Source organism: Actinomycetota bacterium, from assembly GCA_035759705.1.
In the GTDB taxonomy this organism is placed as follows: Bacteria; Actinomycetota; CADDZG01; order JAHWKV01; family JAHWKV01; genus JAJCYE01.
Window position 1 is genome coordinate 1 of record DASTUJ010000149.1, and the last position, 21,708, is coordinate 21,708.

The following is a 21,708-nucleotide window of genomic DNA, read 5'->3' on the forward strand; positions in this document are numbered from 1 at the left end:
GGCCGGGCTCGGCCTGACCGAGTCCTTCGACAAGATCGCCGAGGGCATGACCAGGCGCCGGGCGGAACGCAGCTCTCCCGAGCGGATGATGGAGAAGATGTTCGGGCTGGACCTCGGCAACGAGCAGCAGCGCCGGGGTTACCGCTTCGTGACGGCCATTGCCGCCGCAGGCGGGCTGGAGCACCTGTGGCAGAAGCCGGAGAACCTTCCGGACCTGGGAGAGCTGGCCCAGCCCAGCCGCTGGCTTAGCCGGATCGGAACCGGCTAGGCCCGGTAGGTCTGCACCACCACCGGGCCCTGCGGGCTCGAGTTGCCGGCGTTGGGCTCCCGGGTCACGGCCAGCGTCGCGTCGGAGCCCACCGGCTTGTCGACGAGGATCGTTTGCGCCCCCTCGTCCACGTCGAAGTCGGTGATCGGCTTCCGGTCGCCCTCGGCGATCAGCCACAGCGTGTAGACGTCGTCGTCGTCCGGGTCGCTGAGGCCCGTCACTATGACCGCCGCCTTGCCGTCCTCATCGGACACGAAGGCTTTGCCGTAGGCCTGGGGGAACTCCTCGGTCGAGCTCATTGGGAGAACGACCGAGTCGGGAGAGCTGATGATGCTGAGGGCCTCCTGCTGCCGCGCCAGCAGGATCTCCTGCTGGGTGACCTTCTTCTCCTGGTCGCCCAGCTGCCGGACGACCAGGCCGCCGACGAGAAGGGCAAAAACACACGCGGCCGCAAGCCCGCCGGCCCACTGCCAGCGCCGGCGGCGGTTGGCTGCGGGCCTCAGGACCACCGGGGCCGGCGCCGCCTGGGGCCGGGCCGTCCGGGCCGCCTCCTGCAGGATCCGGTCCCGAAGGCCTGCCGGTGCTTCGATGCTCGGGGCGGAGAAGGCCAGCATGCCGGCGGTCTCCTTGTGCTCTGCGAGCAGCTTGGAGCACTCGGCGCAGGTCCTGAGGTGGGCGACGAGCTCCAGCTCGTCCTCGGACGGCAGCGCATCGAGGGCGAAGAGCGGCACGAGCTCTTTCAGGTCGTCATGAGTCATAAGACCCAGTCACCTCGCTTTGCGCCAACAAAGTTCGCATTCGAATCATACCGTCGCGCATCCTCGTCTTCGCAGTGCCCAGCGGGATGTTGAGCCGGGCGGCCACGTCACTGTAGGTAAGGCCCTGCAGGTAGGCGAGCTCGAGCGCTTCTCGCTGGACATCTGAAAGCTGTCCCAGTGCTGCCCGCACCTTGGATTTGCGCATGGCGACCCAGGCGGCCTCGACGACCTCGTCCTCGGACGACTCCTGAGGCTCGGCCGCAAAGTTCTCCTCGCGGCGGTGCACCGAAGCCTCCCGCCTCACGGCGTCGACCGCCTTGTGGTGGACGATGCCCATGAGAAAGGAGCCGGCAGACCCGCGCCGGGCGTCGAAGCTGTCGGGCTTCTGCCACAGAGCCAAGAACGCTTCCTGCACGATGTCCTCCGCGATAGCCCGGTTGCCGCAAACCTTAAAAGCGAGCCCAAGGGCTGCGTTGCCATACCGGTCGTACAGCGCCGCAAGCGACTCCTGATTCCCGGCTGCCAGGCCGCCCAGGAGATCCGAATCATCGGAGGTCTCTTCGGCCTTGGATTGCCTTCTCATTCTGCTCTTCATCGTTTATTCGCAGTCGGGGTCGGGACGGATTGCTGCCTCGGACGACTCAGAGCTTATGCGCTGGTACGCCATCACATCCTTTACATGACTCCGGCACAAATTCAGGGGAACTCGATTTTTTTTCCTCGAAGGGCCAATCCGATCGACTCCCCAATTCGGAATAACAGCTAAAGGTTCGATCCGATAGGGAGGTAAGAAATGAGCTTGGCCCAGAAGTTTGCAACAACGTTCGGCGGCGTCTACGTGCTGGTCGGTATCGTCGGATTCATCTCGTTCTTCGGCGGCACCACCGACCAGACGCCGAGCGCGCTCTTGGGGATCTTCGGCGTCACCGCAGTGCACAACGTCGTTCACCTGCTCGTCGGGTTCGGATTCCTCGCGGGGGCCCAGAACGACCGAATCGCCCGCCTGGTCTCGATGACCATCGGCGCCGTCTACACGCTGGTCGGAGTCATCGGAGTGCTGAACCTTGCCCTCGTGAACGACCTGCTGAACATCAACCTTGCCGACAACCTGCTGCACTTCGCCACCGGCCTGCTGGCTCTGGCAGTCGCTTTCCAGGGTCGCAGGGCAGCCGTCACCGCCTAACCTTCAGCACACCAAACGGCGGCCTTCGGGCCGCCTTTTTGGTTTTCCGATTCCTGGGTCATGGTGTTAAAGTAATGCTTGAGGGCACAGCCCAGGTCCATGCGCACGTGCAGTACCAGCAGTTCCCTCCATGTCGGCCAGCCGACAAGGGTATTTGTAGAAGGAGGGAATTGCATATGGCCACTGGCACGGTTAAATGGTTCAGCGCCGAGAAGGGTTACGGCTTTATCTCACGTTCCGATGGGGACGACGTATTCGTGCACTTCAGTGCTATCGAAGGTGACGGTTACCGCAACCTCGACGAGGGTCAAGCCGTCGAGTTCGAGGTAACCCAGGGCCCCAAGGGTCTTCAGGCCTCCGCCGTCCGTCCGGTGGATCCCGCTTGAATTTAGCCTCCTCAGTAGCCTGGGAAGGCAAAGTCGGCGATGCCGACCTTAAAATCGAGATCCCACCCTCCGGACGTATCCACGCCGAGTGGAGAACTCCCGCAGGGACGCGCAGCAAGGTCGTCGACTCCATCGAGCAGCTGGAGCGGAGCGTGTTGTTCCAGCTGATCATCGGCCAGGAGGGCGGCTCCAAAGTCTGCGAAGAGGTGTCGGACGCCGTAGCCCTTTCGCTGGCGAACCGGGGCCCCTCAACCGGCCGTGACCCTGCGGCTCCCCCGCCCCCACGCCGCCGGGCCAGGCCCGGTGGACCGCCCAAGCGGCGAGGCGGAGCCGGCGGAAGCCGCGGTCGCCGGAGGCGGTAACCGGATCAAGATCAAAACAAAAAGGCCTGCGCTCCAGCGCAGGCCTTTTTGTTTGTCCGTTTCGTCAGCTCGCCACAGCCACCGGCTTGATGGCGGGCGGAGGCACCGAGCAGGTGGCGCACTTCGGATCCTTCCGCAGCTTCAGCTCACCGAACTCGGTGGACTGCGCGTCGAAGGTCAGGATGCGGCCGACGAGAGGTTCGCCGTATCCAACCAGGATCTTCAGCGCTTCGTTCGCCTGCAAAACTCCAATCACTCCCGGGAGCACGCCCAGGACACCGGCCTCACCTCAGGTGGGGGCCAGCTCGGGCGGCGGCGCCTCCGGGTGCATACACCGGTAGCACGGTCCCCCCTTCGCCGGCCAGAAGGTGCTTGCGTAGCCCTCGAAACGGTAGATCGAGCCGTAGATGCTCGGGATGCCGTACTTGTAGGCGGTCTCGTTGATCAGGTAGCGAGTGGAGAAGTTGTCGGTTGCGTCGAGCACCACGTCGTAGCCGGCGAAGACCTCGTCGACGTTGCCCGGCTCCAACCGCTCCTTGTAGACCTTGACGTTGACGTCCGGGTTGAGCTCGGTGATGGTCTTCCCGGCGCTTTCCGCCTTGTTCATCCCCACCTTGGCGGTGGAGTGGATGATCTGGCGCTGGAGGTTGTTGTCCTCGACGTCGTCCATGTCGACGATCCCCAGCGTGCCCACCCCGGCTGCGGCCAGATAGTAGAGGGCGGGAGAGCCCAGGCCCCCGGCGCCGATCACCAGCACCCTGCCCTGGGAGATCTTCTGCTGCCCGGCTTCGCCCACCTCGGGAAGGACGAAGTGGCGGGAGTAGCGGTCGGCCTGCTTGTCGGTCCAGACGATCGGCTCGACGACGGGGAGACCGGCGTCCTTCCAACCGGTGAACCCTCCGCTCATGTGGCGGACGTTGGTGTAGCCCATCTGCTTCAGGGTCTCCGAAGCAAACGCCGAGCGGTTGCCTCCGGCGCAGTAGACGATGAGCGGGGCGTCCTTGTCCGGAACCTTGGACTCCGCCTGGAACTCGAGGTATCCCCGTGCGACGTGGACGGCGTCGGGGAGATGGCCCCTGCGCCACTCGTCGGCTTCGCGGACGTCCACGAGCGTCACCTTTTCGGTGTCGTGAATTCGTTTGACGTCCTGAGGCTTGAGCGCCTCGGCTGCGGCTCGTGCCTGCTTGAGAAGATCCTGGCCGGTCGGTGTCATTACTCTTTATCCCTATTTCGAAGGTCCTAATAAGAGTATAGCGAGGACGACAAAATAATCAGTCGTGCGCCTAAGGCTTTCAGCCTACCAGCGGTGCGATTTCAGTCATGAACTCCTCGACCGCCTCCGGATCGCATATCTGAAACGGGATGCTCCCGAAGGTGAGGATGATCTCCGGCACTCCGAGTGCTGCGAATCGATTGATCCTCTCGGCAATTTGTTCGTAGGTGCCGGCCAGCTTGTCCTCCGCCCACAGGGGGTAGGAGACGTGCTCGGGGCGGCCGGGGGGACTGCAAGCCACGTAACGCCGCCAGCGCCGCTCCACCGCAGCGGCAGTCGAGCCGGGCAGGGCGTACAGGCCGACGGTCTTGGCGATCCCGGCCGGGTCCCTTCCCGCTTTTTCTGCTGCCTCGTCGACGACCCGGATCCTCCCGGCGAAGTCCTCCGGCTCCCACGCCCAGGAACTGTTGAACCCGTCGGCGTAACGCCCGGCGAGACGGGCCATCCGGTCTCCCCGGCCCCCTATGAACACCGGCAGCCGCTCCTGGGCCGGGCGGGGAAGGCAGCGGGCGCCGTCCATCTGGTAGTAGGTCCCGGAGAAGCTCGTCCGTCCGGTGTCCAGGAGCCCCCGGATGATCTGAACCGCCTCGCCGAGCCGGCCCACCCGGACCGCTGCGGGCTCGAACGGGATGCCCGCGGCCCGGTACTCCGCTTCGAACCAGCCGGCGCCCATCCCGAGGTCCAGCCTTCCTCCGGATAGCACGTCCAGGGTGGCTGCCACCTTCGCAAGGACGGCGGGGTTACGAAAGTCGTTGCAGGCCACCAGGCTGCCCAGCCGTACCCGGGAGGTAGCCACCGCGAGCGCTGCAAGACCGGTGAAACACTCCACCCCCCGCTGCTCGCCGGCGGGACCGCCGTAGCGGCTGAGGTCGTAGAAGAGGTGGTCGGAGAGCCAGACCGAGGAGAAACCGAGTTGTTCGGCCCTGACCGCACAGTCGACCACCGCCTGCCAGCTGATCCTCCCCTCGGAGGGAACGCTGTAGTCGTACTGCGGGAGGGCGAGCCCGAATCGCATTAGACGATGGGCAGGCTGAGCCCCGGCCCGCCGGTCGCTTTCACCAGGTGGGTCAAAGCTCGCTGGAGCGCCTCACGGGCCGCCTCCGCCTCTCGCATGCCTTCGACCCAACCCTCGAGGTCCTCGGTGGGGTCCAGCGCCGCCACGACCGTCTCGTCGCCCTCCTGGAAGACAACCACGTTGCAGGAGAGGTGGTCGCCGACGTCCATTCCGGGCCCGCCGAGGTTCCCGGTGGTGATCAGCTTCTCCCACACGGCCATGAACAGGTGGCGGCGGCCGGCCTCCTCGCCGATCCCGACGGGCGCGGGCATCTCCGAGAGAATGCTGAAGCCGTGGACCCTGAGCGACATCCGGGCCCGCATGACCGCCACGTCGAAGTCCAGGTTCGTGCGCACGCCGAGGCCAAATTCCGGATCCACCCCCCTATGCTACCGGCATGGACATCCGGCCGATCCTGGGCTGCGCCCTGAACCTGTCCGAAGGACGGCGCCCCGAGGTGGTGGACCTCGTCGTGGCCGCCGCGATGCCGGCTGCGGTCGCCGACGTCTCGCCGGACCCCGACCACAACCGTACGGTCGTCACCCTGTTCGGCCGGCCGGGGGAGCTTGTCGACTCGGTGGTCAGGCTCGCCGCCGCCGCACTGCACCACATCGACCTCACCGAACACCGGGGGGCCCACCCCCGGCTCGGCGCGGTCGACGTCGTCCCCTTCTACCCCGTTTACAACGCGTCTATGGACGATGCCATCGTCGCGGCCATCGAGTGCGCCGGCCGGTTATGGCACGAGTTCGCACTTCCGTCGTTCCTGTACGAGGAGGCGGCGTCTAGCATCCAGTCCCGGGCCCTGCCGTGGATCAGGAGGCACGCTTTTGTCGATCTTGTGCCGGACGTGGGAGGCCCCGGGCCCCATCCGACCGGCGGGGCCGCCGTCGTCGGCGCCCGCGGGCTCCTGGTGGCCTACAACGTGGACCTGGACACGGCCGACGTGCGGCCGGCCCGGTCGATCGCGGCGGCACTCCGTCAAAGCTTCGCCGGGCGGGTGCGCACGTTGGGGCTGTACCTTCCGTCCCGGGCGACGGCGCAGGTGTCGATGAACCTGCTCGAGCCGGAGACTACCTGCCTGGAGGAGGTGTACGAAGCGGTGGAGGCGGAAGCGCTGAAATCCGGGGTCGAGGTGTTGGATTCGGAGATCGTCGGGCTGGTTCCGAGGGCGTGTTTCTGCTCCGCCGATGAAGGCGCGCTGAAGCTACGGAACGAGCCGAAGGTCCTGGAAGATGCGCTGGACCGGCTGTTTGCCGATTAAGTTTTTTCGAATTGGCCGATCTTTAACCGACTAGCGTGACGTTCCTCGAAGGAGATTGGGTGCGCCTCAGGCGCCTCCGCTCACGCTCACTGGTTCCGCCCCAAATCCCGAACTGCTCGCGGTTTGCCAGCGCGTAGCGCAGGCACTCCTGACGAACAGGACACTCATTACAAACTGCTCGCGCAGCTTTGGACGAACCGCCCCGCTCGGGGAAAAAGATTTCCGGGTCAGCTTCAACGCATCGCGCCGAGCCCTGCCAGGTTAGACCTTGCTGAAATATCGCCACTGGTCATACTCCGTGCGTAATTACACCGTCGTAATTCTAGCATTGCGATTTATGCCCGGGTCAAGTGCGATTAAACAAACTCTTATCGATTAAAGAAGAAAGTTAGTGCGGGAAATTGTTATTCGAGAGGGCGATCGGGGGATCGCTGGTTGGACGACTCGACGACTTTCCACCTGAACATCGGCTCGAAGTCGTTGAAGCAGTCGTCGCAGATCCAGTGCAGCCCGTTGGAGGTGGTGTAGCCCTCGTGCAGGACGTCGGGGAAGTTGTGCTTCATGAACTCGGTCTTGCAGAACTCGCAGTGGTCGTCCTCCCAGGGCGAGTTCACCACGGCATCCCGGTCGTACTCCCGGCGGATCAGGTCGACGCCGAACAGGTACTTCTCCTGCCCGAAGAGCCGCCAGTCGGTGGTGGTGGGCTCCATCGCTCAACTCCTCAGAACGCAAAACGGGGAAGCCCTAAGGCTTCCCCGTAATCCGATTCGAAAAACAGTTTCTAGTGGAACGAGTCTCCGCAGGCGCAGCTGCCGGCAGCGTTCGGGTTGTTGATGGTGAACCCGGACTGGTCCAGGCCCTCCAGCCAGTCGACCGTTGCGCCCTTGAGGTAGGGAACCGACATGCGGTCCACCCGTACCGTGACCGATCCCTCGGTCAGGACGTTGTCGCCCTCGAGCGGCTGGTCGTCGAAGAACAGCTGGTAACGCAGACCCGAGCAGCCACCAGGCTGCACGGCTACACGCAGGAAGTAGTCGGGGTTGCCCTCACGCTCGAGGAGCTCCGAAATTTTTGCAGCTGCTGCCGAGCCGAGATTGATCGGACTAGGAGCGGTTTTGGTCTCTTCAACCTTGGTTTCCAAAAGGTCCTCCTTGATCATCGAAACAGGTCTCAGCTTGGGGCGCCCCACCGCTGCGCCGCATGGTGCAACTTACCGAACAATAGTAACTCAACCAGCCCGAGTACCTTCAGCCCAGATCCGGCTCACTGGCCGTGCCCTGAGCGAACCACGCCTCAAGCTCCTCCGCGGACGGCGCTTCGGGCGCCGGCTTGCCCTTGTGGCCCCTCATCCGGTCCGGGTACCCGACAACCGCTGCGTCGTAGTACGGAATGCCGAGCTTCTTGCAGAAAGCGCCGGCCTGGCCCCGGTCGGCGATGGTGGCCCTGGCCCACTCCCCGTCCCGCGCAACCAGCAGCAGCGACTGCGCCCGGGTGGTCGTCTCCGGCTCCATGAAGGCCTCTACGCCTTTGTGGGTTTCGGCAAACTGCTGGAGGACCTTCATGTCAGAACGCTTGAACTTGTCGAAAAGGGCCATTTTCAGCTCCGGTGAGAAGGGTTAATACAGTTTCGCAGACCCTAGGGCTAAAACAAGAGGGATTTCTCCCACAGACGAAATAGTTGTGGCCGCAAGCATCGGCTACACCCCTTCCGCCGTGTCCCAGGACGCGGGCTTGCGGAGGGGTCCCGCACCGGACGGCATGAGCTTCAAAGCCATCACCTTGTCCTGCCGGACCTCCACGACCTCTCCGGAACGGCGGATCACCGAATAGGTGGCGTCCGGTCCGCCGGCGCCTGTTACCCGCATCAGGACGCCGACCACCTCACTGAAGGGGTGTTCCGGATCGCCCTCGATCTTAAACAGCATCGAGACCCGCTCCCCCAGGTTGGCCGGGGTCAGGTTGATCGATCCGTTCACGAGCTACGGCTTATTCGCTGCGCTCCTCGGAGGGGGCGAAGGGGCTCTCGGAGGCGCCGCCGGAGGCGTCCGGGTGCGTGACGAAGAACTGTGAGTTCTTCTCGATGTATTCCTTCCACTCCGCAGGGACGTTGTCCCCGGGGTAGATAGCGTCAACGGGGCAGGCCGGGAGGCACGCGTCACAGTCGACGCACTCCTCGGGGTGAATGTAGAGCTGGTCTTCGCCCTCGTAGATGCAGTCGACGGGGCACTCGTCCACACAGGCCCGGTCCGTAACGCCTATGCAGGGTTCACAGATGATGTACGCCATTTAATTCCGACTCCTTCAGACGATCTCAAAGTTTGGGGGGTTCCCGCCGGTGAGCCATTGTATCTATCAAGGGTGGCATGCGCTCGCACGAGGGCTTTACCCCGCAATCGCCCCGGCATGCGCCTTCCCGGCAGGGCCCGGCGCTAAGATCTACCGAAACAACGGCCGGCCCGGGTAAACCACACTCTGCGCCTGCGTGCCGTGGGGTCCTGAAGCGACTCCAAGACCTAGGAAGGTAGCGGACGATGCTGGGTTGGGAAGTCATTCCGCGTATTCCGCTCGGGAACCTGAGCGTCTCCCCTCACGGGGTCGGTATCGCCGTCGGCTACTTCCTCGGAGCCACCCTGATGGCTCGCCGGGCCCGGAAGAGCGGCTTCGACGAAGACCACGCGTGGAACGCCGCCGTCGTCGGCATTCTCGGGGCCATCGTCGGCGCCCGGCTCGCCTACGTGATCGGCCACAGCAACCAGTTCAACGAACCCATCGAGTACCTCCAGATCTACAAGGGCGGCATCTCCCTCATGGGGGGCCTCATCGGAGGTTTCCTGGCCGCCTGGTTGTACTGCCGGGCCAAAAAGCTGGACTTCGGCCGCCTGGCCGACATGGGGGCAGCCGGCCTTGCCATCGGCACGGCGGTCGGCCGGATAGGGGACCTGGTGATCGGGGACCACCTGGGGCGGACCACCGAGGGCTTCTGGGGCTGGGAGTACCAGGGCGGCGAGCTCATCTCGGCTCCCCCGTGCGATCCGTCGGTCTACCCGAGCGCCAACGGCTGCATCGAGCCCGGCATGGTGGTTCACCAGACCGCTCTCTACGACTCGTTGTGGGCGCTGGTCATCTTTCTGGTCATCCTCCGACTGGAGCGAAAGCCCCGGCCGAAGGGCTTTCTCGTTTTCACCTGGGCCGCCATGTACTCGGTAGGCCGGATCCTCACCGACCTGACCCGGGTCGACAAGACGTGGTTCGGCACCGGTCTGACCGGCAGCCAGCTGACCGCGATCGCCGTGCTGCTTGTGTCACTGATCGGCCTGGCCCGGCTCCGCCGTTCGCCGAAGGTGCCCGCCGTGACGCCGGACGACGAGGGCGAGGCTGTGGTCGACGCACCCGCCGCAGAGACGGCGGCGGTTGAGACCGTGCCCGCCGGCACCGAGCCGGCTCTCGAACCTGTCGAGGCACCTGCCGTTCCGGTTGAGCAGGCGCCTGAGCCCGCGGTGGAACCGGTCGAGCTCGTCGACGATGCAGAGCCCGTCGAGACCGTAGTTGTCGTAGAAACGGTCGAGGAGCCCCCGGCGGCCCCGGACGGCGAGCCCCTGGTGCCCGTCGAGCCGGTCAGCCCGGTCGCTCCGGAAGCGGTGGAGCCCGGGCAGTCTCCCCAACCTGAGACGGTGGCCGTCGAGCCCGAGGCCGGCGCAGAGCCGGTTGAGGTCCTGTTCGCAGAGGAGGTTGCAGCCCCCGAGACGTTGGTTCCCGAGGAGCCGCCGGCCGAGCCGCAGGCCGGCGCAGAGCCGGTTGAGGTCCTGTTCGCAGAGGAGGAGCCGCCGGCCGACCCCGTCGAGCCACCGGCCGAGCCTGTGGAGTCCCTGCGAGAAACCGTTGCCGCGGTGGACGCGGCCGAAGCGGTTGTAGTCGAGGCATCCGCTCCCGTCGAAGCAGCCGAACCAGCGGGTTCCGAGACGCTGCTGGCCGAGGAGCCGGTCGGGGCCGAAGCCATCGACGTCATGCCCCTTCCCGAAACCTCCGAGCCCGAGTTCGACTCGCCGCTTGCCGCCGATGCCGAGCCGTCCGGCATCGTGGCGGCGGTGCCGCCGCCCGGTCCGGAGGAGACCGAGGTGGAGGCTAGCCCCGCTGAGCCGGGGCCGTCATCGGAAGAAGAGGCGCCTCCGGCCGAGCCGGCCGAGGGTCGTCAGGAGCCGTAGAGGGCGTCCAGGCGGGAGGAAGCCGCCTCGTACTGCTTGCCGGCGTGGTACGAGCTGCGGACCAGCGGCCCAGACTCAACCCATGCAAAGCCCATCCCGGCGCCTGCTGCCGAGTACTCGGCGAAGGTCTCCGGCGTCACCCACCGGTCGACCGGCAGGTGGTGGTCCACCGAGGGAGCCAGGTACTGCCCGATGGTCACCAGGTCCACGTTGGCTTCACGGAGGTCCCTGAGGCACTGGTAGACCTCCTCGTCGGTCTCCCCCATCCCGACGATGATGTTCGACTTGGTCGGCATCACCGGGTTCAGCTCCTTGGCCATCCGCAGAACCTCCAGGGTGCGCTCGTACCGGAAGCCCGGCCGGATCTTGCGGTGCAGGCGCTCCGAGGTCTCGAGGTTGTGCGCGAAGACATCGGGTGAGGCCTCTACGATCGTCGCGACCGCCTCCCGCTTGCCCTTCAGGTCCCCGGTCAGCACCTCGACCTTGCAGGCCGGGATCCGGCGGTGGATCGCCCGGATGGTGGCAGCCCAGATCTTGGCGACCTCCAGCGGCGAGGCGTCGTCTCGCTCCACGCCGGTGACCACGGCGAAGTTCAGCCCCAGGTGCTCGACCGCCTCCGCCACCCGGTCCGGCTCGCCGAAGTCCAGGGGGCCGGGCTTCCCGGTCTCGATGTCGCAGAAGCCGCAGCGCCGGGTGCACTGTCCCCCGAGGATGAGGAACGTGGCCTCCTTGGCCTCCCAGCACTCGTAGATGTTCGGGCAGGAAGCCTGCTCGCAGACGGTGTGAAGCTCCAGGTCCTTTACCAGGTGCTTCAGCTGGCCGTAGTTGCGACCGGTTCTAAGTTTGGTCTTCAGCCACGGCGGACGGGCGACCCGCAGCGGCGCCTCGCTCAGCGTTTCCCGCGTCGGGATGGAATCTCCCAGGAAGACGCTGCTCAACGAAGCGGGGGGAGGTCGGGCCGGGTCTCGGAGGCGATCTCGTAGCAGGCCTTAACCACGTCGTGGACGTTGGGCTTGGAGAAGTACCCGCCGTCGATTCCGTAGGGAGAACGGTTCTCCCGGGCCGTTAGGGTCCGGGGAGGGGCGTCGAGGTGCTGCCAGCCTTTCTGGACCTCCAGGACCTGCTGCATCATGAACGCCGATGCGCCGCCGGGGACGTCCTCGTCCAGGAACAGGACCGCGTTGGTCCGGCTGAGCGAATCCGCTATGGAGTGGTTGACGTCGAACGGGTTCAGCGTCTGGACGTCGACGATCTCAACATCCACATCCAGGCGTTCGAGAACCTCTGCTGCTTCCATGGCCACGTTGCAACACTCCGCATAGGTAACAAGGGTCAGGTCCGAGCCGGGCCGAAGGATCTCCGGTACCCCCAGGGGAACGGTGAAGGTCCCGATGTTGTCGGGCACCAACTCTTTGCGCCGGTAGCCCCTCAGGACCTCGATCACGATACCCGGATTATCGGATTGCATCAGCGTGTTGTAGAAGCCTGCCGCCCGGGTCATGTCCCGGGGCACCGCCAGGTACACCCCCCGGCACGAGTTCAGGATCACCGACATCGGCGAGCCGGTGTGCCAGATCCCGTCGAACCGGTGCCCCTTGGTCCGGATCACCACCGGCGCCTTCTGCCCGCCGGCCGTGCGAAAGTGCAGGGTTGCCAGGTCGTCCATCATCGTCTGCAGGGCAAACGCCAGGTAGTCGAGGTACTGGATGTCCACCACCGGGCGCAGGCCCCGCAGAGCCGCACCTATCCCCTGCCCGAGGATCGTGGCCTCCCGGATCCCGGTGTCGGTGACCCTGAGGTCGCCGTACCTCTCGTTCAGCCCCTGGTACACCAGGTTCACGTCGCCGAGCTTCCCGACGTCCTCGCCGACGATGAACATGCGGGCGTCCTTCTTCAGCTGGTGGTCGAAGCACCGCTGGAGCACCTGGCGGCCGTCGACCAGCTCGGAGGTTTTCGAGTAGGTGGGCTTGCGCTCGGAGACCCTGAGCGGCGACTCCTCCGACTCCGAGTAGAGGTGGGAGTTGTGGCGGCGGTCGTTCTCCCGCTCCATCCGGTCGAGGTGCTCGACCAGGCGGCTTCGCGCGCGGCACGGGTGGTCGACGGTGACGGTCAGCGCCTGGAAGAGGGTGGTGTGGATCAGGCGCCGGTTCAGCCGGTCGGGGGTTTTCAGAGCCGCCACCAGGTCCCCCAACCCGGCTTTGGTCTCGGCCGCCAGGTCTTCCAAAATGTTGATCGCCAGCTTCTGGTCACGCCTGATGGGCGCCATGTGGGCCGACCAGGCGGCCCGGCGGTGGCCCTCGACCACGAGCAGGTCGTCCGCCTCGAGGTCGTCCAGCATCCCGGGCTGGAACATGCCCTTGGCCTCCATCCAGCTGCGCATCCGGCTCAGGGGGTCGAAGTCGGCCTCGAAGACCAGCCTTGCCCGGGACTTGTAGCGTTCGTGGCTCCCGCTTGCCGAGTGGCCCTGCGGCTGGGTCATGTCGGTAACGTGGAACAGGGCCGGGATGTGGGTGGTGCGGACCCGCTCGACCCCCCGCAGGTAGGCCAGACACAAAGCCGGGTAGTCCCACCCCTTTACCACGTAGATGTCCATGCCGGTGCCGGTCTTCTCGTCGTACCGCAAGCCTTCCAGTGCGTCCGAGATCGACCACCTGGTGGTCTGGATCTCATTCGGCACCGAGATGCCGTACCAGTCGTCCCAAACCGACATCGCAAGGGGCACCTGCATGACCCCGGCGGCGTTCAACGTCTCGAAGAACACGCCTTCGCTGGTTCCGGCGTTGCCGATGGTCCCGAAAGCAACCTCGTTGCCGTTATCGGAGAATCCTTCCCCCCCGCCCGCCAGGGCAGGCTCGTTGCGGTAGAGCTTCGACGCGTAGGCCAGGCCAAGTAGGCGCGCCATCTGTCCGGCGGTCGGAGACACGTCGGCGCTGGAGTTCCTGGCAGCCATCAGGTTGCCGAACCTGCCGTGCGAGTCCAGCAGCCGGGTCCCCGAGTGGTTGTTCATCTGCCGGCCGCCGCCGGGCTCCAGCGTGGTGTCGGTGGTGCCGTAGAGCTGGGCGAAAAAAGTGCGGAGGTCGCTCATGCCCGTGGCAAACATGAAGGTCTGGTCGCGGTAGTAGCCCGCCCGGAAGTCGCCGTTGCGAAAAGCTTTCGCCATGGCCACCCCGGCCAGCTCTTTGCCGTCGCCGAAGATGCCGAAGGTCGCCCGGCCCGCCCGGACCTCCTTGGTGCCGGCAAGGCTGGCCAGGCGGCTCTGGTAGGCGGTCCGGTAGTCGGCCAGCACCTCGTGGGGGCTGAGCGTCGGGCCGTCGGCCCCGAGCTCTACCGGGGGGCCGTGGAGCTCGAAGACCCTAGACACCGACCCGCTCCCTGAGCTGGTTGGGAACCACAAGCCCGAAGTCATCCGCTTGCGCCTTCTCGATCCGCCGGCCGAGCAGGCGAGCCAGGTGGCCGGCAAAGACCGAGGAGACAAGGTCGATCGGCGGGGACTGGCCCAGGAGCCTCTGCAGCGAGGTCACCCCGGCGTCCGGGATGCCGCAGGGGACCATCGATGAGAACAGCTCCAGGTCGGTCGAGACGTTGAGAGCCATCCCGTGTTTGGTGACCCCCCGGCTGACGTTGACCCCGATTGCTCCGAGCTTGTCGCGGCCCACCCAGACGCCGGTGAGCCCGGGCCGGAGTTCGGCCCGCACCCCGAAGTCCACAACCGTGGCCAGAACGGCCGCCTCCAGAAGGCGAAGGTAGGCGATCACGTCCGGGTTGGGCTTCGACTCGGTTCGCAGGTCCACCACCGGGTAGGCGACCAGCTGGCCTGGGCCGTGGTAGGTGATGCTGCCGCCGCGATCGGCCTCGTGCACCTCGATCCCCCGGCGGCGCAGCTCTTCGGCCGGCGCCAGCAGGTGCTGGGGGCGGAAACGGCGGCCGAGCGTGATCACGCTGGGGTGCTCCAGCAGGACGAGCAGGTCGGGAATCTGCCCCGCCACCCGCCGGGCGTGAAGCTGTAGCTGCCAGGTGTAGGCGGCGGAGTAGACGACTGATCCTGCATCTATCTGCAGAATCGATTGCATCAGCCGGGAAGCAGCCCGCTCAGGTCCGATGCGAAGTCCGCTTCTTCGAGAAGCTCCTTGAGATATGAGAGGAACTTCGCGGCCTCCGCTCCGTCGATGATCCGGTGGTCCCAGGAGATCGAGATGTTGCTCACCTGCCGGATGGCTATGGCGTCCTCACCGTCCTCGTCGGTGACGACCACCGGCCGCTTTACCACCGCGTCGAACGCCATGATGGCCGCCTGCCCTCGGTTGATTATCGGGACCGAAAGAATCGACCCGAAACCGCCCGGGTTGGTGATTGTGAAGGTCCCGCCCTGCACGTCGTCCGGCGTCAGCCGTTTGCCGCGGGCCCTTTCGGCGACATCCCGGACAGCCCGGGCGAGGCCGACGAGGTTCATGGTTTCGGCGCTCTTCACCACCGGAACTATCAGCCCGTTCTCGAGTGCGACTGCGATGCCCAGGTTCACGTAGCGCTTCTGGGTGATGGTCCCGTCGCCGTTCCAGGTGGAGTTCAGCATCGGGTACCGCAGCAGCGCCTGCGTGAGGCTCTTGGAGACAAAAGGCATCCAGGTGAGGGAGAACCCTTCCCTCGCCTTGAACCCGGGCCCGGCCTCGGCCCGCAGGCGGCCGACCCGGGATAGGTCGATCTCGATGGTGTTCCAGGCCCGCGCGGTCTCGTTGAGCGACGCAACCATGTGCTCGGCGATCGCCTTGCGCATGGGGCCGACCCGGACGACTTCCTCCAGGCCCTCCGGCGCCGGACGTGGGGCGGCGGGCTCGCCTTCCGGCGCGCGAGCCGGCGCCTGGGTGGGGGCAGTCGTCGCTGCGGACTTCGAACGGTTTGCGGCGGCCGACAGGACGTCCTGCTTGGTGATGCGGCCGCCGGTGCCGGTGCCGGTCACCGAGTTGAGGTCGACGTCGTTGTCGGAGGCAAGCTTTCTGACCAGTGGGGAAAGAACGCCCCGGAACGGCTGGCCGTCCGACGGGGGCGCAGCCGCAGGTGCCATCGGCCGGCTCGGCTGCTCGGCGGCGGGGGGCGGCGGCGGAGGGGGGGTCTGTTCAGGCTCCGACTCCGCAGGTTCGGCGGCGGTTCCCGGCGCGTCGCCGTCCGGTGCCGGAACCGACGGCTCCGGCGGAGTCACCTCCTCCGCCTGTGACGTTGGCGCCTCGGCCGGGGACCCGTTGGAGGAGCCGGCCTCCATCTCGCCGTCGATCTCCGCCATGACGGCGCCCACGAGCACGGTCTCGCCCTCCTGGACCAGGATCTTGGTCAGCGCTCCCGCTGCCGGAGAGGGGATCTCGCTGTCCACCTTGTCGGTCGACACCTCGACCAGCGGCTCGTCCATCTCCACGGTGTCCCCGGGACGCTTTAGCCAGCGCGTGACGGTGGCTTCCAGAACCGTCTCACCGAGTTGAGGCATCTTGAACTGCTGCATGGATCCCCGCCTTCAAGTTGAGGTCTGAAGCATCTTATCGAACGGGGGTTGGGACGGAGGTTTCCGCCGCGAAACAAAAAAAGCTGAAAGTTTGCGCAGAACTGCCGATACACCTCAGACGAATACCAACCCCTGAACCCCGCGGAGACGCATTCTTTGGAACCGGGCGACAACTTGGACCTCGCTCTCGCTGCCGCGCAAGCGAACGCGGAGTGGGGCTGGAACGGTCTTTACCGCAACCTCGCGCCCTCCGTCACCGGCTACCTGAGAGCACAGGGCGCCGCGGAGCCGGAGGACCTGGCAGCCGACGTTTTCCTCCAGGCGGTCAAAGGGGTCCAACGGTTCGAGGGCAACGGCGCCGCGTTTCGTTCCTGGATCTTCTGCATTGCCCACAACAAGCTCATCGACGACTCCCGCTACCGCCGGCGCCGCCCGGTCGAGCCGGTCGCCGAGCCCGCTGAGGACTCCGCTGCACCGGTTGGTGTAGAGGACCAGGTTCTCAACCACCTGGCGGAGGATCGGGTCAAGGAGCTGCTCAACCGGCTGACCGTCGACCAGAGGGACGTCCTGCTTCTCAGGATCATGGGCGGGCTGACGGTGGACGAGGTTGCTCGAGCCCTGGGGAAGAACTCACCCGCCGTGAAGGCCCTCCAGCGCAGGGGCCTCGCATGCCTGAAACGAGAAATGTCACCGGTAACCGTATCCGTCTAACCCATTCAAGCGTTTGCACCATTAATGGATGCCACGCAAATAACCGACGAGGCCTGCGAAAGGCTTCTCTCCGGCCGTCCATCCGACGTGGATGGGTCGCTGGCGGACCTCTGTTGGTTCCTGCAGGACGTGAGATCGGTGTTCTGCGAGCCGATCCCCCTCGCAGTCCAGACCATGCATCCGGCAGCCGTGGCGAAGGTCCCGGCCGGCGCGCTCCCGCCCAAGAACACCTCCGCCTGCAAGCCCGGGCGCTCGTGGTGGTACTCACCGAAGGCTGCGGCCTGCATCCCCGGAGAGTCGATTCCTAGAAATTAGGAATACACCATTGTTCTTTGCTACGTAGAGTGGTATCCTTAGCACTCTAAGTACCCACCTCTGCCAAGGCTTTCTCGCACCCCTAACTAGACACGTTTGTGCTCCCGCACCCGCTCTCGGGTGTGTCGCGTTCTGGTTGCCGGGGTCTTGAGCAGCGCGGTCCGCGCTAGCTGCCGTCACATCAGCGCCCGCGGCCGTCAAGTAAAGGAGAAATGCATGTTCGAAGGGCTTTTCGGTACTTTCCTCGCCAAGGCAGTCATGTCGGTGGCAGCAGCATTCGGCCTATTCGGTGGGCTTGCCGTGGTGGGGGTCCTGCCGGTCATCGGGGGGAACGCCAGCGACACCGTGATAGTGGACACAATTGCCGTGGTCGAATCCCAAGAAAAGGTCGTGGGCGTTGAAACCGTGGTCGAACTGCCGAGTGTCGGGGGCATCACGTCGGAGCTGCCGGTCGTGGAAGACCTGGCCTCCAGCCTTCCGGGGATCGACGGCGTCACCTCGACCAACAGCGGCGCCATTGACTCCGACCTGCCGGTTCTCGGACTGGTTGGAACGCTGCTGAACAGCGTCGGGGGCACCGTACAGGCAGTTCTTGGGTCACTTCCCGTGGTCGGAGGGGTCATTCCCGAGATTCCGCTGGTTCCCGAGGTCGGCATTCCCGCAGCCTCGGCGTCCGCTCCCGGCCTTCAAGCTATCTCCGGCACGCTGGAGAACGTTCCCAACGCGGCTTCGATCGTCCCTTCCCTGCCGCTCGTGGGGGAATTGAGCGCAACCGCCCACGACCTGCCGCTCGTGAACGACCTTCTTCGGACCGCCCAGGGCGCCGTCGAAGCACTACTCCCGGGGCTCGAGCTAATCGTCACCTAACCTCCTCAGGCGATCGACAAAAAAGATCACTTTAGGTGGTATCGGTAGCACGTTAAGTGTCGTTCACAAAGTCGGATGGTTCGCTCCTGTGCCGGTGCGTCGGTGCAGGAGCGGCCCACTCCTCCCAAACAATGTCCAGTCTCGGCATCTAGTTCTCCCGCGTCCCAAAACGCACAGCCAACCAGGAGGTAGCGCATGCTCGAAGGGGTTTTCAGCACTCTCATTGGAAAGATCCTTGCAGTAGTCACAGGTCTGCTCGCAGTGGGCGGAGGCATGGGGGCCGCAGGCCTCATCCCCGGCATCCCCGGATTGGGCGGTGTTCCGGAGGCGACCGCTGAGGTCTCGACCCCCGCCGGCAGCACCGCTATCTCCACCTCCAACCTGCCCATCGGGCTGGACAACCTTCCGATTGGCAGCGACGCTGCCGATGCGCTGGCGCTCGTCGGACAGGCTCAGGCTTCCGCCGACGCCGCTAAGGCCGCAGCCGCCAAGTGCCTGGAAACCGCAAACGCTCAGATCTCCGGCCTCGTGGGCAAGCTCGCAGGACTCACCAACCCGGCGCAGGTCCAGTCCCTGCTCGGCACGGCAAGCACCATCGGCACCGACGCCCAGAAGTGCGCCGACGAGGCCAAGGCCCTGGCCAAGACCTCGGTCGACCAGGCAACCGCCGCATCCCAGGCCGCAGGCCTTCTCAACATTGCAGGCCTTGGCGACCTGTCCGGCGTGGGCGACCCCGCGGACCTGCTGGCTCAGATCATGGCCGCAGTTGCAGACGTAGGCACGGTCGCAGCCGAAGCTGAGACGATGGCTCTGGGTATCGTCAACTCGGTGATCACCACAGTCGGCGCAATGCTTCCGATCCCCGGCGGCGAAGGCGGTCTCCCGCTTCCCCTGCCCGGCGGTGAAGGCGGCCTGCCGCTTCCGATCCCCGGCCTTGGTGAGGGCGGTCTCCCGCTTCCGATCCCCGGCGTGGGTGAGGGCGGCCTGCCCCTGCCCGGCGCAGGCGACCCGACGGCGCTCGTCGGCCAGCTGGCCGGCACCATCCTCGGCGCACTCGGCGGCGTCGGCGGCGGACTTCCGCTCCCCGTTCCCGCCCTGTAACTCACACGACCAAAAGGGGCCCGAATATTCGGGCCCCTTTTTGTTGTCCTTGTTGTTCTACGGCCGGCCTGAGTACCCGGCCTCCGGGTCGAGCCCGTACTTCTCCACCGCCGCCTGGACCGCCTCGGGCTTTACGTCGCCCGCCTGCGCCAGGGCCGACAGGACGGCGACGACGATGTGCTCGGCGTCGACCTCGAAGTGGCGCCTCAGGTTCTCCCGGGTGTCGCTGCGCCCGAAACCGTCGGTGCCCAGCGACAGGTACGGCCCCGGGACCCAACGTGAGATCTGATCGGGAACCGACCTCATCCAGTCGGTGGTGGCGACCACCGGGCCCTCGGTGCCGTTCAGAGCCTTCTGGAGGAACGACTGCTTCGGCGCCTCCTCCGGGTGCAGCCGGTTCCAGCGTTCGGTCTCCAGGGCGTCCTCACGCAGCAGCTTGAAGTTGGTGACGCTCCAGACGTCGGCGGCCACGTCGTGATCGGCGTCGAGCATCTCCTGCGCCCGCAGGACCTGGGTGGCCAGGATCGACCCGCTGCCGAACAGCTGGACCTTGTGCCGTCGATCGTTGGCTGCAGGACGGAACCGGTAGATGCCGTTGAGGATGCCCTCGCCGACCCCTTCGGGCTTGGCCGGCATGGCGTAGTTCTCGTTGTACAGCGTCAGGTAGTAGAAGACGTCCTCGTTCCTGTCGATCATCCGCCGCAGGCCGTCCCTAACGATCTCCGCCGTCTCGTAGGCGAAGGCAGGGTCGTACGCCTGGCAGGCGGGGAACGTGCTGGCCAGCAGCAGCGAGTGGCCGTCGGCGTGCTGGAGGCCCTCACCGTTCAGCGTGGTCCGGCCGGCGGTGCAGCCGAGCAGGAACCCGCGGCCCCGGGCGTCGCCGAACGCCCAGATCAGGTCGCCGATCCGCTGGAAGCCGAACATCGAGTAGAAGAGGAAGAACGGGATCATGTGCTCGCCGTGGGTGGCGTAGGCGGTCCCGGCTGCGGTCATCGAGCCCATGCTCCCGGCTTCGGTGATGCCCTCCTCCAGGATCTGGCCGCTCCGGGACTCGGAGTAGCTGAGAAGCATGTTGTGGTCGACCGGCTCGTAGAGCTGGCCGACCGAAGAGTGGATCTTGAACTCCTTGAACAGGGACTCGAGCCCGAAGGTGCGGCCCTCGTCGGGGATGATCGGGACGACCCGGGGACCGAAGGTCTGCTCCTTCATCAGGTCCCTCAGCAGGGCGACGAAGGCCATGGTGGTCGAGACCTCCCGGGCGGCGCTGCCGGCGTCGAACGCGTCGTAGACCTTGTCGCCCGGAAGCACAAGCTTCTTCGGCTTGGCCCGCCGCTCGGGGATGAAGCCGCCGAGCACCTTGCGACGGTGCTTGAGGTACTGGACCTCGTCGGAGTCCTCCCCCGGGTGGAAGAACGGGGGCTCCTCGCCCGAAAGCTTCTTGTCGGAGACCTCGATGTTCAGCCGCTCGGCCAGGCGCTTCAGCTCCTGCTCGTTCATCTTTTTGATCTGGTGGGCGGCGTTGCGGGCCTCGAACTCGGGCCCGAGGGCCCAACCCTTAACCGTCTTGGCGAGAATCACCGTGGGCTTGTCGTGTAGCTCGGTGGCGGTCTTGTAGGCGGCGTACACCTTGCGGTAGTCGTGGCCGCCGCGCTTCAGGCGCCACAGGTCGTCGTCCGACAGGTGCTCGACCATCCGTCGAAGTCGCGGATCGGGGCCGAAGAAGTGTTCCCGGATGTAGGCGCCGGACTCGATGGAGTACCGCTGGAACTCGCCGTCGGGCGTGAGGTTCATCTGGTTGACCAGGGCGCCCTCGGCGTCGCGGGCCAAGAGGTCGTCCCACTCCCGGCCCCAAATGACCTTGATCACGTTCCACCCGGCGCCCTGGAAGAGCGACTCCAGCTCCTGGATAACCTTGGAGTTGCCCCGGACCGGGCCGTCGAGGCGCTGTAGGTTGCAGTTGACGACAAAGATCAGGTTGCTGAGGGGCTCGTTGGCCGCCAGGTGAAGGGCGCCGACGCTCTCGGGCTCGTCCATCTCGCCGTCGCCGAGGAAGGCCCACACCCGCTGCTGCGAGGTGTCCTTGAGGCCCCTCTGGTGCAGGTAGCGGTTGAAGCGGGCCTGGTAGATGGCGCTGATCGGGGCCAGCCCCATCGAGACCGACGGGAACTCCCAGAAGTTCGGCATGAGCCGGGGGTGCGGGTACGACGACAGGCCGCCCTTCCAGGCCGCCTCCCGGCGGAAGTGCTCGAGCTGCTGCTCGCTGATCCGGCCCTCGAGGTACCCCCGGGCGTACATGCCGGGGGCGGCGTGGCCCTGGAGCCAGACCTGGTCCCCGCCGCCGGGGTGGTCCTTGCCGCGGAAGAAGTGGTTGAAACCGACCTCGTACAGCGTCGCCGAGGACGCGTCGGTCGAGATGTGCCCACCCACGCCGATCCCCGGCCGCTGCGCGCGATGCACCGTCATGGCCGCGTTCCAG

The 21,708-nt window shown here is 65.9% G+C and carries 25 protein-coding genes and 1 pseudogene; 10 read left to right on the forward strand and 16 right to left on the reverse strand.

Features of this window, described 5'->3' with window-relative positions:
• Positions 1–268: zinc-dependent metalloprotease (locus tag VFV09_10280; GenBank protein HEU4868102.1), on the forward strand; the 268-nt coding region annotated here is incomplete at its 5' end.
• On the opposite strand, the gene VFV09_10285 is transcribed toward VFV09_10280, so the two are convergent.
• Positions 265–1,026, reverse strand: coding sequence for an anti-sigma factor (locus VFV09_10285; protein HEU4868103.1), 762 nt, complete (start codon positions 1,024–1,026; stop codon positions 265–267). The genes VFV09_10280 and VFV09_10285 overlap by 4 nt on opposite strands.
• Positions 1,016–1,609, reverse strand: a complete 594-nt coding sequence (locus VFV09_10290) for a sigma-70 family RNA polymerase sigma factor (GenBank protein HEU4868104.1) — start codon at positions 1,607–1,609, stop codon at positions 1,016–1,018. Before VFV09_10290 ends, VFV09_10285 begins: the two co-directional genes overlap by 11 nt.
• A gap of 210 nt (positions 1,610–1,819) precedes the next feature.
• On the opposite strand from VFV09_10290, the gene VFV09_10295 reads away from it, so the two are divergent.
• From VFV09_10295 to VFV09_10305, 3 genes are all read left to right on the forward strand, one after another.
• Positions 1,820–2,209, forward strand: a complete 390-nt coding sequence (locus VFV09_10295) for a DUF4383 domain-containing protein (GenBank protein ID HEU4868105.1) — start codon at positions 1,820–1,822, stop codon at positions 2,207–2,209.
• A 176-nt stretch (positions 2,210–2,385) separates the two neighbouring features.
• A complete protein-coding gene (locus VFV09_10300) occupies positions 2,386–2,595 on the forward strand; it encodes a cold-shock protein (protein ID HEU4868106.1) in 210 nt (69 codons plus the stop codon).
• On the forward strand, positions 2,592–2,957 hold the full coding sequence (locus VFV09_10305) for a hypothetical protein (protein HEU4868107.1): 366 nt from the start codon (positions 2,592–2,594) through the stop codon (positions 2,955–2,957). Before VFV09_10300 ends, VFV09_10305 begins: the two co-directional genes overlap by 4 nt.
• A gap of 64 nt (positions 2,958–3,021) precedes the next feature.
• On the opposite strand, the gene moeB is transcribed toward VFV09_10305, so the two are convergent.
• The 3 genes from moeB to VFV09_10320 all read right to left on the reverse strand — a co-directional run bounded on the left by moeB (position 3,022) and on the right by VFV09_10320 (position 5,664).
• Positions 3,022–4,170 (reverse strand): molybdopterin-synthase adenylyltransferase MoeB, encoded by a 1,149-nt coding sequence (moeB, locus tag VFV09_10310; GenBank protein ID HEU4868108.1) that lies wholly within the window; start codon positions 4,168–4,170, stop codon positions 3,022–3,024.
• Positions 4,171–4,249: 79 nt separating this feature from the next.
• The gene (locus VFV09_10315; GenBank protein ID HEU4868109.1) at positions 4,250–5,245 is read right to left on the reverse strand and encodes an LLM class flavin-dependent oxidoreductase; all 996 of its coding nucleotides are present in this window, start codon (positions 5,243–5,245) and stop codon (positions 4,250–4,252) included.
• The gene (locus tag VFV09_10320; protein ID HEU4868110.1) at positions 5,245–5,664 is read right to left on the reverse strand and encodes a hypothetical protein; all 420 of its coding nucleotides are present in this window, start codon (positions 5,662–5,664) and stop codon (positions 5,245–5,247) included. The genes VFV09_10315 and VFV09_10320 overlap by 1 nt, the downstream gene beginning before the upstream one ends.
• Before the next feature lie 17 nt (positions 5,665–5,681).
• Between VFV09_10320 and ftcD the strand changes: the two genes are divergently transcribed.
• Positions 5,682–6,548: a glutamate formimidoyltransferase gene (gene ftcD / locus VFV09_10325; protein ID HEU4868111.1), complete on the forward strand. Its 867-nt coding sequence runs from the start codon at positions 5,682–5,684 to the stop codon at positions 6,546–6,548.
• Positions 6,549–6,570: 22 nt separating this feature from the next.
• On the opposite strand, the pseudogene VFV09_10330 reads toward ftcD, so the two are convergent.
• From VFV09_10330 to fdxA, 6 genes and pseudogenes are all read right to left on the reverse strand, one after another.
• Positions 6,571–6,813 (reverse strand): annotated as a pseudogene (locus VFV09_10330) (WhiB family transcriptional regulator).
• A gap of 139 nt (positions 6,814–6,952) precedes the next feature.
• Positions 6,953–7,258 carry a hypothetical protein gene (locus tag VFV09_10335; protein ID HEU4868112.1) on the reverse strand — a complete coding sequence of 102 codons (306 nt, stop codon included), beginning with the start codon at positions 7,256–7,258 and terminating at the stop codon, positions 6,953–6,955.
• 71 nt (positions 7,259–7,329) lie between these two features.
• Positions 7,330–7,689 carry an iron-sulfur cluster assembly accessory protein gene (locus tag VFV09_10340; protein ID HEU4868113.1) on the reverse strand — a complete coding sequence of 120 codons (360 nt, stop codon included), beginning with the start codon at positions 7,687–7,689 and terminating at the stop codon, positions 7,330–7,332.
• 106 nt (positions 7,690–7,795) lie between these two features.
• A complete protein-coding gene (locus tag VFV09_10345; GenBank protein HEU4868114.1) occupies positions 7,796–8,143 on the reverse strand; it encodes an oxidoreductase in 348 nt (115 codons plus the stop codon).
• Positions 8,144–8,245: 102 nt separating this feature from the next.
• Complete coding sequence (locus tag VFV09_10350) at positions 8,246–8,524, reverse strand: hypothetical protein (GenBank protein HEU4868115.1); 279 nt, start codon at positions 8,522–8,524, stop codon at positions 8,246–8,248.
• Between the two features lie 10 nt (positions 8,525–8,534).
• Positions 8,535–8,834, reverse strand: coding sequence for a ferredoxin (gene fdxA / locus VFV09_10355; protein HEU4868116.1), 300 nt, complete (start codon positions 8,832–8,834; stop codon positions 8,535–8,537).
• Between the two features lie 245 nt (positions 8,835–9,079).
• Between fdxA and VFV09_10360 the strand changes: the two genes are divergently transcribed.
• The gene (locus VFV09_10360; GenBank protein ID HEU4868117.1) at positions 9,080–10,750 is read left to right on the forward strand and encodes a prolipoprotein diacylglyceryl transferase family protein; all 1,671 of its coding nucleotides are present in this window, start codon (positions 9,080–9,082) and stop codon (positions 10,748–10,750) included.
• Here the strand turns inward: VFV09_10360 and lipA are convergent.
• From lipA to VFV09_10380, 4 genes are read right to left on the reverse strand one after another with little or no spacing between them, the layout of a single operon-like run.
• Entirely contained in the window at positions 10,738–11,688 is a 951-nt protein-coding gene (lipA, locus tag VFV09_10365) for a lipoyl synthase (protein HEU4868118.1), read from the reverse strand. The two genes, VFV09_10360 and lipA, sit on opposite strands and share 13 nt — an antisense overlap.
• Positions 11,685–14,111 carry a thiamine pyrophosphate-dependent enzyme gene (locus VFV09_10370; GenBank protein HEU4868119.1) on the reverse strand — a complete coding sequence of 809 codons (2,427 nt, stop codon included), beginning with the start codon at positions 14,109–14,111 and terminating at the stop codon, positions 11,685–11,687. Before VFV09_10370 ends, lipA begins: the two co-directional genes overlap by 4 nt.
• Positions 14,104–14,820, reverse strand: a complete 717-nt coding sequence (gene lipB / locus VFV09_10375) for a lipoyl(octanoyl) transferase LipB (GenBank protein ID HEU4868120.1) — start codon at positions 14,818–14,820, stop codon at positions 14,104–14,106. Before lipB ends, VFV09_10370 begins: the two co-directional genes overlap by 8 nt.
• Positions 14,820–16,238, reverse strand: coding sequence for a dihydrolipoamide acetyltransferase family protein (locus VFV09_10380; protein HEU4868121.1), 1,419 nt, complete (start codon positions 16,236–16,238; stop codon positions 14,820–14,822). Before VFV09_10380 ends, lipB begins: the two co-directional genes overlap by 1 nt.
• Before the next feature lie 156 nt (positions 16,239–16,394).
• Here VFV09_10380 and VFV09_10385 point away from each other — a divergent pair, with 156 nt between their 5' ends.
• From VFV09_10385 to VFV09_10400, 4 genes are all read left to right on the forward strand, one after another.
• Positions 16,395–16,949 (forward strand): sigma-70 family RNA polymerase sigma factor, encoded by a 555-nt coding sequence (locus VFV09_10385; protein ID HEU4868122.1) that lies wholly within the window; start codon positions 16,395–16,397, stop codon positions 16,947–16,949.
• 24 nt (positions 16,950–16,973) lie between these two features.
• Complete coding sequence (locus VFV09_10390) at positions 16,974–17,264, forward strand: hypothetical protein (GenBank protein ID HEU4868123.1); 291 nt, start codon at positions 16,974–16,976, stop codon at positions 17,262–17,264.
• A 216-nt stretch (positions 17,265–17,480) separates the two neighbouring features.
• Positions 17,481–18,131 carry a hypothetical protein gene (locus VFV09_10395; GenBank protein ID HEU4868124.1) on the forward strand — a complete coding sequence of 217 codons (651 nt, stop codon included), beginning with the start codon at positions 17,481–17,483 and terminating at the stop codon, positions 18,129–18,131.
• Between the two features lie 195 nt (positions 18,132–18,326).
• Positions 18,327–19,232 carry a hypothetical protein gene (locus VFV09_10400; GenBank protein HEU4868125.1) on the forward strand — a complete coding sequence of 302 codons (906 nt, stop codon included), beginning with the start codon at positions 18,327–18,329 and terminating at the stop codon, positions 19,230–19,232.
• Positions 19,233–19,289: 57 nt separating this feature from the next.
• Here the strand turns inward: VFV09_10400 and aceE are convergent.
• On the reverse strand, positions 19,290–21,708 hold a 2,419-nt coding region (aceE, locus tag VFV09_10405), incomplete at its 5' end, for a pyruvate dehydrogenase (acetyl-transferring), homodimeric type (GenBank protein HEU4868126.1).